This window comes from Bacillus sp. VA15 (assembly GCF_055721145.1).
Genome location: NZ_JBVQPQ010000012.1, coordinates 17,722 through 26,985, shown reverse-complemented (window position 1 = coordinate 26,985; position 9,264 = coordinate 17,722). Strand labels below are relative to the sequence as shown.

19 protein-coding genes are annotated in these 9,264 nt (G+C 41.7%); all 19 read left to right on the top strand.

Annotation, left to right across the window (positions count from 1 at the left end; genetic code table 11):
- Window positions 1-78 precede the first annotated feature (78 nt).
- Window positions 79-1,035 carry an alpha/beta fold hydrolase gene (locus AC0DBE_RS20560; protein ID WP_014112345.1) on the top strand — a complete coding sequence of 319 codons (957 nt, stop codon included), beginning with the start codon at window positions 79-81 and terminating at the stop codon, window positions 1,033-1,035.
- 237 nt (window positions 1,036-1,272) lie between these two features.
- Entirely contained in the window at window positions 1,273-1,581 is a 309-nt protein-coding gene (rpsJ, locus tag AC0DBE_RS20555) for a 30S ribosomal protein S10 (protein ID WP_003156464.1), read from the top strand.
- Between the two features lie 39 nt (window positions 1,582-1,620).
- Window positions 1,621-2,250, top strand: coding sequence for a 50S ribosomal protein L3 (gene rplC / locus AC0DBE_RS20550; protein ID WP_003225791.1), 630 nt, complete (start codon window positions 1,621-1,623; stop codon window positions 2,248-2,250).
- Window positions 2,251-2,277: 27 nt separating this feature from the next.
- A complete protein-coding gene (gene rplD, locus AC0DBE_RS20545; protein ID WP_003225792.1) occupies window positions 2,278-2,901 on the top strand; it encodes a 50S ribosomal protein L4 in 624 nt (207 codons plus the stop codon).
- Window positions 2,901-3,188, top strand: coding sequence for a 50S ribosomal protein L23 (gene rplW, locus AC0DBE_RS20540; RefSeq protein ID WP_003225793.1), 288 nt, complete (start codon window positions 2,901-2,903; stop codon window positions 3,186-3,188). Before rplD ends, rplW begins: the two co-directional genes overlap by 1 nt.
- 31 nt (window positions 3,189-3,219) lie before the next feature.
- Window positions 3,220-4,053, top strand: a complete 834-nt coding sequence (rplB, locus tag AC0DBE_RS20535) for a 50S ribosomal protein L2 (protein WP_003225795.1) — start codon at window positions 3,220-3,222, stop codon at window positions 4,051-4,053.
- A gap of 57 nt (window positions 4,054-4,110) precedes the next feature.
- Window positions 4,111-4,389: a 30S ribosomal protein S19 gene (rpsS, locus tag AC0DBE_RS20530; protein ID WP_003156472.1), complete on the top strand. Its 279-nt coding sequence runs from the start codon at window positions 4,111-4,113 to the stop codon at window positions 4,387-4,389.
- Window positions 4,390-4,405: 16 nt separating this feature from the next.
- Entirely contained in the window at window positions 4,406-4,747 is a 342-nt protein-coding gene (rplV, locus tag AC0DBE_RS20525) for a 50S ribosomal protein L22 (protein WP_003156475.1), read from the top strand.
- Between the two features lie 3 nt (window positions 4,748-4,750).
- On the top strand, window positions 4,751-5,407 hold the full coding sequence (gene rpsC, locus AC0DBE_RS20520) for a 30S ribosomal protein S3 (RefSeq protein ID WP_003242001.1): 657 nt from the start codon (window positions 4,751-4,753) through the stop codon (window positions 5,405-5,407).
- A gap of 1 nt (window position 5,408) precedes the next feature.
- A complete protein-coding gene (gene rplP, locus AC0DBE_RS20515) occupies window positions 5,409-5,843 on the top strand; it encodes a 50S ribosomal protein L16 (protein ID WP_003225801.1) in 435 nt (144 codons plus the stop codon).
- Window positions 5,833-6,033 carry a 50S ribosomal protein L29 gene (gene rpmC, locus AC0DBE_RS20510; protein ID WP_003156482.1) on the top strand — a complete coding sequence of 67 codons (201 nt, stop codon included), beginning with the start codon at window positions 5,833-5,835 and terminating at the stop codon, window positions 6,031-6,033. The genes rplP and rpmC overlap by 11 nt, the downstream gene beginning before the upstream one ends.
- A gap of 22 nt (window positions 6,034-6,055) precedes the next feature.
- Window positions 6,056-6,319 carry a 30S ribosomal protein S17 gene (gene rpsQ, locus AC0DBE_RS20505; protein ID WP_003225804.1) on the top strand — a complete coding sequence of 88 codons (264 nt, stop codon included), beginning with the start codon at window positions 6,056-6,058 and terminating at the stop codon, window positions 6,317-6,319.
- A gap of 40 nt (window positions 6,320-6,359) precedes the next feature.
- Window positions 6,360-6,728 (top strand): 50S ribosomal protein L14, encoded by a 369-nt coding sequence (rplN, locus tag AC0DBE_RS20500; RefSeq protein ID WP_003225805.1) that lies wholly within the window; start codon window positions 6,360-6,362, stop codon window positions 6,726-6,728.
- A gap of 36 nt (window positions 6,729-6,764) precedes the next feature.
- Window positions 6,765-7,076: a 50S ribosomal protein L24 gene (gene rplX / locus AC0DBE_RS20495; protein WP_003156486.1), complete on the top strand. Its 312-nt coding sequence runs from the start codon at window positions 6,765-6,767 to the stop codon at window positions 7,074-7,076.
- 26 nt (window positions 7,077-7,102) lie between these two features.
- A complete protein-coding gene (gene rplE, locus AC0DBE_RS20490) occupies window positions 7,103-7,642 on the top strand; it encodes a 50S ribosomal protein L5 (RefSeq protein WP_003225809.1) in 540 nt (179 codons plus the stop codon).
- A 22-nt stretch (window positions 7,643-7,664) separates the two neighbouring features.
- Window positions 7,665-7,850, top strand: coding sequence for a 30S ribosomal protein S14 (gene rpsN / locus AC0DBE_RS20485; RefSeq protein ID WP_003156488.1), 186 nt, complete (start codon window positions 7,665-7,667; stop codon window positions 7,848-7,850).
- A gap of 31 nt (window positions 7,851-7,881) precedes the next feature.
- The gene (gene rpsH, locus AC0DBE_RS20480; protein ID WP_003241998.1) at window positions 7,882-8,280 is read left to right on the top strand and encodes a 30S ribosomal protein S8; all 399 of its coding nucleotides are present in this window, start codon (window positions 7,882-7,884) and stop codon (window positions 8,278-8,280) included.
- 29 nt (window positions 8,281-8,309) lie between these two features.
- Window positions 8,310-8,849, top strand: a complete 540-nt coding sequence (gene rplF, locus AC0DBE_RS20475) for a 50S ribosomal protein L6 (protein ID WP_003225814.1) — start codon at window positions 8,310-8,312, stop codon at window positions 8,847-8,849.
- A 32-nt stretch (window positions 8,850-8,881) separates the two neighbouring features.
- The gene (gene rplR, locus AC0DBE_RS20470; RefSeq protein ID WP_014112347.1) at window positions 8,882-9,244 is read left to right on the top strand and encodes a 50S ribosomal protein L18; all 363 of its coding nucleotides are present in this window, start codon (window positions 8,882-8,884) and stop codon (window positions 9,242-9,244) included.
- The last annotated feature ends 20 nt before the right edge of the window (window positions 9,245-9,264 follow it).

Below are 9,264 nucleotides of genomic sequence, written 5' to 3'. Positions count from 1 at the left end.
CACAGTGGGTCTCGTTTTTTGTTTGCATATCTTTTTCTTGTATAATAGGATGTATCATATTCGAGGGGCTAATTTTTTATGATTCCTGAAAAGAGATCAATCGCTATCATGAAAGAACTGAGCATTGAAAATACAAAGCAAATGCTAATGATTAATGGGTCTGATGTAAAAAATCCATTGCTGCTTTTTTTACATGGGGGGCCGGGGACGCCACAAATCGGATATGTTAGACATTATCAAAAAGACCTAGAGCAGCATTTCACGGTAGTACATTGGGATCAAAGGGGTTCCGGGCTTTCGTATTCAAAACGAATTCCTCATCACTCCATGACAATCAGTCATTTCATTAAAGACACAATTCAAGTCACTCAATGGCTCCTAGATCATTTTTCAAAAACAAAAGTATATCTTGCCGGTCATTCGTGGGGCTCACTGCTGGCACTTCAAGTACTGCAACAGCGTCCGGATTTGTTTTACGCGTATTTTGGAATCAGTCAGGTTGTTAACCCTAACTATGAAGAATCAGCTTCTTATCAATATATACGTAAAATCTCAGATGCAAAAAGAGCCGGTATAGTATTCCCTCTCATACGTTTCCTTGGCGCTCCGCCTTGGAAGAAGGATATCCAGCATTTTATCTATCGGTTCTGTGTCGAAATGAGCAGGGGAGGATTCACTCACCATCATCGTCAATCCTTTGCTGTATTATTTCAAATGCTTACCGGTAAGGAATATGGAATAAGAAATATGCACAGCTTCCTCAATGGTTTGCACTTCAGTAAAAAACATTTAACTGATGAGTTGTACCGTTTTAATGCATTTAGATCAGTTCCTTCTATTAAAGTACCGTGCTTTTTTATTTCGGGGAGACATGATTTAATTGTTCCTGCTGAAATATCGAAACAATATTATCATGAGCTTGTAGCACCTGAAAAGCGCTGGTTTCAATTTGAGAAATCCGCTCACACCCCGCATATCGAGGAGCCGTCATTATTCGCGGATACACTGAGCCGCCACGCGCTGTACCACTTATGATAGGTCCTTGATAAATGAGAAAAACACCTGTATAATAAAAAAAGTGTGCAAACCATGCATATTTTAAATAAGTCTTGCAACATGCGTCTATTTTCTGTATAATGGTGTATGTTGGTCTTTGACTGCGATGAAGTGAGAGGTTGCTGACACACCCGGCCGCTTTGCCATGGCAAAGGTGTTCAGGTTTTTCTCACGGAGAACTGTCTAACTTGATGTAGGCGAAAAGGAGGGAAAATAATGGCAAAACAAAAAATTCGTATTCGTTTGAAAGCATATGATCATAGAATCCTTGATCAATCTGCAGAGAAGATTGTTGAAACGGCAAAACGTTCTGGTGCTAGTGTATCTGGTCCGATTCCGTTACCAACTGAAAAATCAGTTTACACAATCCTTCGTGCGGTGCACAAATACAAAGATTCTCGTGAGCAATTTGAAATGCGTACACATAAACGTTTAATCGATATTGTGAACCCAACACCACAAACTGTTGATGCTCTCATGCGATTAGACTTACCATCTGGTGTCGATATCGAAATCAAACTTTAATTCTAAAATATAGAATGATCTTAATAGGAGGTGTGACGAATGACCAAAGGAATCTTAGGAAGAAAAATTGGTATGACGCAAGTATTCGCTGAAAATGGTGATCTTATTCCGGTAACTGTTATCGAGGCTGCTCCAAACGTTGTTCTTCAAAAGAAATCAACTGAAAACGACGGTTACGAAGCAATCCAGCTTGGTTTTGACGACAAGCGTGAAAAGCTTTCTAACAAACCTGAAAAAGGGCACGTTGCAAAAGCGGAAACTGCTCCTAAGCGCTTCGTTAAAGAATTACGCGGAGTGGAAATGGATGCGTATGAAGTTGGTCAGGAAGTCAAGGTTGAAATTTTCTCTGCTGGAGAAATCGTAGATGTAACAGGAGTATCTAAAGGTAAAGGTTTCCAAGGTGCAATCAAGCGCCACGGACAATCTCGCGGACCTATGTCTCACGGTTCACGCTACCACCGTCGTCCTGGTTCAATGGGACCTGTAGATCCTAACCGTGTATTCAAAGGTAAATTATTACCTGGACGTATGGGCGGAGAGCAAATCACTGTTCAAAACCTTGAAATCGTAAAAGTTGATGCAGAACGCAATCTTCTTTTGATCAAAGGTAACGTACCTGGTGCGAAGAAATCTTTAATCACTGTTAAAAGTGCTGTTAAATCTAAATAACTCTCTTAGGAAAGGAGGAAATTGATCATGCCAAAAGTAGCATTATACAACCAAAACGGTTCTACTGCTGGTGACATCGAATTAAACGCTTCTGTATTTGGTATCGAGCCAAATGAGAGTGTTGTATTCGACGCTATTCTTATGCAAAGAGCTTCCTTACGTCAAGGAACTCATAAAGTAAAAAATCGTTCTGAAGTACGCGGCGGAGGTCGTAAACCATGGCGTCAAAAAGGTACTGGACGTGCCCGTCAAGGTTCTATCCGTTCACCGCAATGGCGCGGAGGTGGTGTCGTATTCGGCCCAACACCACGCAGCTATTCTTATAAATTACCTAAAAAAGTTCGCCGCTTGGCAATCAAATCAGTATTGTCTTCTAAAGTAAACGACAACAACATCATCGTTCTTGAAGATCTTACTCTTGATACGGCTAAAACAAAAGAAATGGCAGCTATCCTTAAAGGATTATCTGTTGAGAAAAAAGCTTTAATCGTAACTGCGGATGCTAACGAAGCAGTGGCTTTATCTGCTCGCAACATTCCTGGAGTTACTGTAGTTGAAGCTAACGGAATCAACGTTTTAGACGTTGTCAACCACGAGAAGCTTCTGATTACAAAAGCAGCGGTTGAAAAAGTAGAGGAGGTGCTTGCATAATGAAAGATCCTCGTGATGTTCTAAAGCGCCCCGTCATTACTGAACGTTCTGCTGATTTAATGGCTGAAAAGAAATATACTTTTGAAGTTGATGTAAGAGCTAACAAAACAGAAGTGAAAGACGCGGTTGAAAGCATCTTTGGAGTGAAAGTTGACAAAGTCAACATCATGAACTACAAAGGTAAATCAAAACGTGTTGGACGCTACACTGGTATGACTAGCCGTCGCAGAAAAGCGATCGTAAAACTTACTGCAGACAGCAAAGAAATCGAAATTTTTGAAGCTTAATTATCTGTAAAAAGAAGGAGGGAAATTCAAAATGGCGATTAAAAAGTATAAACCGACCTCTAATGGACGTCGTGGTATGACAACTTCAGATTTTGCTGAAATCACGACTGACAAGCCGGAAAAATCCTTGCTTGCTCCCCTTCACAAAAAAGGCGGACGTAACAACCAAGGTAAACTGACTGTACGTCACCAAGGTGGCGGACATAAACGCCAATACCGTGTTATCGACTTCAAACGCGATAAAGATGGTATACCTGGACGCGTTGCTACAGTTGAATACGATCCAAACCGTTCAGCTAACATCGCTCTAATCAACTATGCAGACGGAGAAAAACGTTACATTCTTGCTCCTAAAGGAATTCAAGTGGGTACTGAAATTATGTCAGGTCCTGAAGCTGACATTAAAGTAGGTAATGCACTTCCACTTATCAACATCCCTGTTGGTACAGTTGTGCATAACATTGAATTAAAACCTGGTAAAGGCGGACAGCTTGTACGTTCAGCTGGTACATCTGCTCAGGTTCTTGGTAAAGAAGGTAAATACGTTCTTGTACGTCTTAATTCTGGAGAAGTTCGCATGATTCTTTCTGCTTGCCGTGCTTCTATCGGTCAAGTAGGTAACGAACAGCACGAACTTATCAACATCGGTAAAGCTGGACGTTCTCGCTGGAAAGGCATCCGTCCTACAGTTCGTGGTTCTGTAATGAACCCTAACGATCACCCACACGGTGGTGGTGAAGGACGTGCGCCAATCGGACGTAAATCACCAATGTCTCCATGGGGCAAACCGACTCTTGGATTCAAGACTCGTAAGAAAAAGAACAAATCCGATAAATTTATCGTACGTCGTCGTAAAAATAAATAACGGGGTTGTCTACGGTTCACTTCGGACCGTAGTGCAATCACGAAGGGAGGTTCCAAAATGGCTCGCAGCTTGAAAAAAGGACCATTTGTCGATGGACACTTGATGACAAAAATCGAGAAATTAAATGAAACAGACAAGAAACAAGTCGTAAAAACTTGGTCTCGTCGTTCTACTATTTTCCCACAGTTTATTGGTCACACAATCGCAGTCTATGACGGACGTAAACACGTGCCTGTATTCATCTCTGAAGATATGGTAGGGCATAAGTTGGGTGAATTCGCTCCAACTCGTACGTACAAAGGTCATGCTAGTGATGACAAAAAAACAAGACGCTAAGAGAGGAGGCTTTTAAATGCAAGCTAAAGCTGTTGCAAGAACAGTCCGTATTGCTCCTCGTAAAGCACGTCTAGTAATGGACCTGATTCGAGGCAAGCAAGTAGGTGAGGCAGTATCAATCTTGAACCTTACACCAAGAGCTGCTTCTCCAATTATCGAGAAAGTATTAAAATCCGCTATTGCAAATGCTGAGCATAACTATGAAATGGACGCTAACAACCTGGTTATTTCTCAAGCATTCGTTGACGAAGGCCCTACGTTAAAAAGATTCCGCCCACGTGCTATGGGACGTGCGAGCCAAATCAACAAACGTACGAGCCACATTACAATCGTTGTATCAGAAAAGAAGGAGGGATAAGTAGTGGGTCAAAAGGTAAATCCAGTCGGTCTTCGTATCGGAGTCATTCGTGATTGGGAATCTAAGTGGTACGCTGGTAAAGATTACGCTGACTTCCTGCACGAAGATTTAAAAATTCGTGAATACATTAGCAAACGCCTTTCTGACGCTTCTGTTTCTAAAGTGGAAATCGAGCGTGCAGCAAATCGCGTTAACATTACGATCCACACAGCTAAGCCTGGTATGGTTATTGGTAAAGGCGGTTCTGAAGTTGAAGCACTTCGTAAAGCCCTTAACAGCCTTACTGGCAAGCGTGTACACATTAACATTCTTGAAATCAAAAGAGCAGATCTTGATGCACAGCTAGTTGCTGACAACATCGCTCGTCAATTAGAAAACCGTGTTTCTTTCCGCCGTGCACAGAAACAACAAATCCAACGTACTATGCGCGCTGGAGCACAAGGTGTGAAAACAATGGTTTCTGGTCGTCTTGGCGGTGCAGATATCGCTCGTTCTGAATACTACAGTGAAGGAACTGTTCCATTGCACACATTACGTGCGGACATTGACTATGCAACATCTGAAGCTGACACTACTTACGGTAAGCTTGGTGTGAAAGTCTGGATCTATCGTGGAGAGGTTCTTCCTACTAAGAAGAAAACTGAGGAAGGAGGAAAATAATATGTTATTACCAAAACGCGTTAAATATCGCAGAGAGCATCGCGGAAAAATGCGTGGCCGTGCGAAAGGCGGTACTGAAGTACATTTCGGTGAATTCGGTATCCAAGCTCTTGAAGCTTCTTGGATCACTAACCGTCAAATCGAAGCTGCACGTATTGCGATGACTCGTTACATGAAACGTGGCGGTAAAGTTTGGATCAAAATTTTCCCTTCTAAACCTTACACTGCTAAACCACTTGAGGTACGTATGGGATCCGGTAAAGGGGCTCCAGAAGGTTGGGTAGCTGTTGTAAAACCGGGCAAAGTTTTATTTGAAATTTCTGGTGTATCTGAAGAGGTTGCTCGTGAAGCACTTCGTCTTGCATCTCACAAATTGCCAATTAAAACGAAGTTCGTAAAACGTGAAGAAATTGGTGGTGAATCAAATGAAAGCTAATGAAATTCGTGACCTTACCACTGCTGAAATTGAACAAAAAGTAAAGTCTCTTAAAGAAGAACTTTTCAATCTTCGCTTTCAATTAGCGACAGGACAACTTGAAAATACTGCTCGCATTCGTGAAGTGCGCAAAGCTATCGCGCGCATGAAAACTGTGATTCGTGAAAGAGAAATTGCTGCTAATAAATAATCACTGAGGGGAGGTCGTGAGCATGAGCGAACGTAACCAGCGCAAAGTTTACCAAGGCCGTGTTGTTTCTGACAAAATGGATAAAACCATCACTGTTGTTGTTGAAACATACAAAAAACATACACTTTACGGTAAACGCGTAAAATACTCAAAAAAATTCAAAGCACATGATGAAAATAATCAAGCTAAAATTGGCGACATCGTAAAGATCATGGAAACTCGTCCATTGTCTGCAACTAAGCGTTTCCGTCTAGTTGAAGTTGTCGAAGAAGCTGTTATTATCTAATAAAGTTCGGAATTCTTTTTCCGAAGGGAGGTAACAAATAATGATTCAACAAGAGACTCGTTTAAAAGTAGCTGACAACTCTGGCGCACGTGAAGTACTTACTATTAAAGTTCTTGGTGGTTCTGGACGTAAAACAGCTAACATTGGTGATGTAATTGTTTGCACGGTTAAACAAGCAACACCAGGAGGCGTTGTCAAAAAAGGTGAAGTCGTAAAAGCTGTTATCGTTCGCACTAAAAGCGGAGCACGCAGAAGTGACGGTTCATACATCAGCTTCGATGAGAATGCATGTGTTATCATCCGTGACGACAAGAGCCCACGCGGAACTCGTATCTTCGGACCAGTTGCTCGTGAATTGCGTGAAAACAACTTTATGAAAATTGTTTCTCTAGCTCCAGAAGTTATCTAATGAAATAAATGCCTTAGTCAAGGAGGTGCGATCAGGATGCATGTTAAAAAAGGCGATAAAGTAATGGTTATCTCTGGTAAAGATAAAGGCAAACAAGGAACAATCCTTGCTGCTTTCCCTAAAAAGGACCGCGTTTTAGTTGAAGGTGTGAACATGGTGAAGAAACACTCTAAACCAACTCAAGCTAACCCTCAAGGCGGTATTTCTAATCAAGAGGCGCCAATTCATGTATCAAACGTTATGCCGCTCGATCCTAAAACAGGTGAAGTGACTCGCGTAGGATACAAAGTGGAAGATGGCAAAAAAGTTCGTGTAGCAAAAAAATCTGGGCAAGTTCTAGATAAATAGTATTAAAAGGAAGGGAGGTCTATCTCATGAACCGCCTTAAAGAAAAGTACAATAAAGAAATTGCACCTGCTTTAATGACAAAGTTCAACTATGATTCTGTCATGCAAGTGCCTAAAATCGAAAAAATCGTAATCAACATGGGTGTTGGTGACGCTGTTCAAAACGCGAAAGCAATCGACAGTGCTGTTGAAGAATTAACGTTTATCGCAGGTCAAAAACCTGTCGTTACTCGTGCGAAGAAATCAATTGCTGGATTCCGTCTTCGTGAGGGAATGCCTATCGGTGCGAAAGTAACTCTTCGCGGAGAGCGCATGTATGATTTCCTTGATAAACTTATTTCTGTATCTTTACCGCGTGTACGTGACTTCCGCGGGGTTTCTAAAAAATCTTTCGACGGTCGCGGTAACTACACACTTGGTATCAAAGAACAGTTAATCTTCCCTGAAATTGACTACGATAAAGTAACAAAGGTTCGCGGAATGGACATCGTTATCGTAACAACTGCTAATACTGACGAAGAAGCTCGTGAGCTATTAACTCAAGTAGGTATGCCGTTCCAGAAATAATCAATGAAAGGGAGGCGAAATCGTGGCTAAAAAGTCTATGATTGCGAAACAACAACGTACACCAAAGTTTAAAGTACAAGAGTACACACGCTGTGAACGCTGCGGACGTCCGCATTCAGTCATTCGTAAATTTAAACTTTGCCGTATTTGTTTCCGTGAGCTTGCATATAAAGGACAAATTCCTGGCGTGAAAAAAGCCAGCTGGTAATCCCCAAGAAAGGGAAGGAGGTAATTATATAATGGTTATGACAGATCCAATTGCAGATATGCTAACTCGTATTCGCAATGCAAACATGGTACGTCATGAGAAGCTTGAAATTCCTGCTTCTAAATTGAAAAGAGAAATTGCTGAAATTTTAAAGCGTGAAGGTTTCATTCGTGACGTTGAGTTCGTAGAAGACAGCAAACAAGGTATCATCCGCGTTTTCTTGAAATACGGACAAAACAACGAGCGCGTTATCACTGGTCTTAAAAGAATCAGCAAACCTGGTTTGCGTGTTTATGCTAAATCTAATGAAGTACCTCGCGTACTTAACGGTCTTGGAATCGCGATTATTTCTACATCACAAGGTGTTTTAACGGACAAAGAAGCCCGTGCAAAACAAGCTGGTGGAGAAGTTCTAGCATACGTTTGGTAAGAAGTTTAACATGAATGGAGGTGTTTGGTATGTCTCGTGTAGGTAAGAAGTTACTTGAGATTCCTTCTGATGTTACAGTAACGTTAAATGATGACAACACTGTAGCTGTGAAAGGACCAAAAGGAGAATTAACTCGTACGTTTCACCCTGATATGGAGATTAAAGTAGAGGACAATGTGCTTACAGTCACTCGTCCTTCTGATCAAAAAGAGCACCGTGCCTTGCATGGTACGACTCGCAGTCTGCTTGGCAACATGGTTGAAGGTGTATCTAAAGGATTTGAAAGAGGTTTGGAATTAGTCGGTGTCGGTTACCGTGCGTCTAAATCCGGAAATAAACTTGTTTTAAATGTTGGATACTCTCACCCTGTTGAGATCGTTCCTGAAGAAGGCATCGAAATCGAAGTCCCTTCTCAAACTAAAGTAGTTGTAAAAGGTACAGACAAAGAACGTGTAGGAGCTATTGCTGCTAACATCCGCGCTGTCCGTTCTCCAGAGCCTTACAAAGGTAAAGGAATCCGCTATGAAGGTGAAGTTGTTCGCCGCAAAGAAGGTAAATCTGCTAAGTAAGATCGCTTAAAGTGAAGAAAGGAGTGACCTAGATGATTACGAAAACTAGCAAAAATGCTGCTCGTCTTAAAAGACACGCTCGTGTTCGCGCTAAACTTTCCGGTACTGCTGAAAGACCGCGCCTGAACGTTTTCCGTTCTAACAAGCACATTTACGCTCAAATCATCGATGATGTAAATGGTGTTACACTTGCTAGTGCATCTACTCTCGATAAAGACTTGAACGTTGAAAGCACTGGAGATTCTTCTGCTGCTACTAAAGTTGGAGAATTAGTTGCAAAACGCGCTGCTGAAAAAGGCATTTCTGACGTAGTATTTGACCGTGGCGGATACTTATACCATGGACGTGTAAAAGCTTTGGCTGATGCCGCTCGTGAAGCTGGACTTAAATTTTAATAAAAGAAGGAGGGACACAT

Excerpts from the sequence above, each read along its gene's own strand:
- rpsQ (WP_003225804.1), top strand. The coding sequence starts at position 6,056 with ATGAGCGAACGTAACCAGCGCAAAGTTTACCAAGGCCGTGTTGTTTCT.
- rpsS (WP_003156472.1), top strand. The coding sequence starts at position 4,111 with ATGGCTCGCAGCTTGAAAAAAGGACCATTTGTCGATGGACACTTGATG.
- rplP (WP_003225801.1), top strand. The coding sequence starts at position 5,409 with ATGTTATTACCAAAACGCGTTAAATATCGCAGAGAGCATCGCGGAAAA.
- rplW (WP_003225793.1), top strand. The coding sequence starts at position 2,901 with ATGAAAGATCCTCGTGATGTTCTAAAGCGCCCCGTCATTACTGAACGT.
- rpsJ (WP_003156464.1), top strand. The coding sequence starts at position 1,273 with ATGGCAAAACAAAAAATTCGTATTCGTTTGAAAGCATATGATCATAGA.
- rplE (WP_003225809.1), top strand. The coding sequence starts at position 7,103 with ATGAACCGCCTTAAAGAAAAGTACAATAAAGAAATTGCACCTGCTTTA.
- rplC (WP_003225791.1), top strand. The coding sequence starts at position 1,621 with ATGACCAAAGGAATCTTAGGAAGAAAAATTGGTATGACGCAAGTATTC.
- rpsH (WP_003241998.1), top strand. The coding sequence starts at position 7,882 with ATGGTTATGACAGATCCAATTGCAGATATGCTAACTCGTATTCGCAAT.
- rpmC (WP_003156482.1), top strand. The coding sequence starts at position 5,833 with ATGAAAGCTAATGAAATTCGTGACCTTACCACTGCTGAAATTGAACAA.
- rplR (WP_014112347.1), top strand. The coding sequence starts at position 8,882 with ATGATTACGAAAACTAGCAAAAATGCTGCTCGTCTTAAAAGACACGCT.
- rplV (WP_003156475.1), top strand. The coding sequence starts at position 4,406 with ATGCAAGCTAAAGCTGTTGCAAGAACAGTCCGTATTGCTCCTCGTAAA.
- rplX (WP_003156486.1), top strand. The coding sequence starts at position 6,765 with ATGCATGTTAAAAAAGGCGATAAAGTAATGGTTATCTCTGGTAAAGAT.
- AC0DBE_RS20560 (WP_014112345.1), top strand. The coding sequence starts at position 79 with ATGATTCCTGAAAAGAGATCAATCGCTATCATGAAAGAACTGAGCATT.
- rplD (WP_003225792.1), top strand. The coding sequence starts at position 2,278 with ATGCCAAAAGTAGCATTATACAACCAAAACGGTTCTACTGCTGGTGAC.
- rplN (WP_003225805.1), top strand. The coding sequence starts at position 6,360 with ATGATTCAACAAGAGACTCGTTTAAAAGTAGCTGACAACTCTGGCGCA.
- rplF (WP_003225814.1), top strand. The coding sequence starts at position 8,310 with ATGTCTCGTGTAGGTAAGAAGTTACTTGAGATTCCTTCTGATGTTACA.
- rplB (WP_003225795.1), top strand. The coding sequence starts at position 3,220 with ATGGCGATTAAAAAGTATAAACCGACCTCTAATGGACGTCGTGGTATG.